2 pseudogenes are annotated in these 440 nt (G+C 72.3%); one reads left to right on the top strand and one right to left on the bottom strand.

What is annotated here, in order from left to right:
- Window positions 1–168: pseudogene (locus GVL50_RS29250) on the top strand (type II secretion system protein GspE); the annotation flags it as partial.
- Between the two features lie 61 nt (window positions 169–229).
- Here the strand turns inward: GVL50_RS29250 and GVL50_RS28515 are convergent.
- Window positions 230–440 (bottom strand): annotated as a pseudogene (locus tag GVL50_RS28515) (iron ABC transporter permease); the annotation flags it as partial.

The raw sequence follows: 440 nt of genomic DNA, 5'->3' as shown, positions 1-440 counted from the left end.
GTGGTGGACGACACGCTGCGTGCGCAGATCCACGGCCAGGCCGCCGAGGCGGAATTGCGGGCGACCGCGATCGCCGGCGGCATGACGCTCATGCGCGAGGACGGCGAGCGGCTGGTGCGGGCAGGGATCACGAGCCCCGAGGAAGTGCTGCGCGTCACGCGCGATTGATACGGACGGGCCGAGGGCCGGGCGCCTCGTGGAGGCGGGCCTTTCCCGATCCGGAAGCGGCTCAGCGCGAACCCGAGGCGCGCAGCGTGCGGCTCAGCAGGATGACGGGCACCAGCCCCACGGCCACGAGCGCGAGCGACGGCAAGGCCGCCTCGCCCAGCCGCTCGTCGCGCGCGAGCTGGTAGGCGACGACGGCCAGGGTGTCGCTGTTGAACGGCCGCAGCACCATGGTGGCGGGCAGCTCCTTCATCACGTCCACGAACACCAATAGC

The organism is Pseudomonas sp. 18058 (assembly GCF_902706155.1).
Lineage (GTDB): Bacteria > Pseudomonadota > Gammaproteobacteria > Pseudomonadales > Pseudomonadaceae > Aquipseudomonas > Aquipseudomonas rustica.
This window is presented reverse-complemented; position numbering and strand designations above follow the sequence as displayed.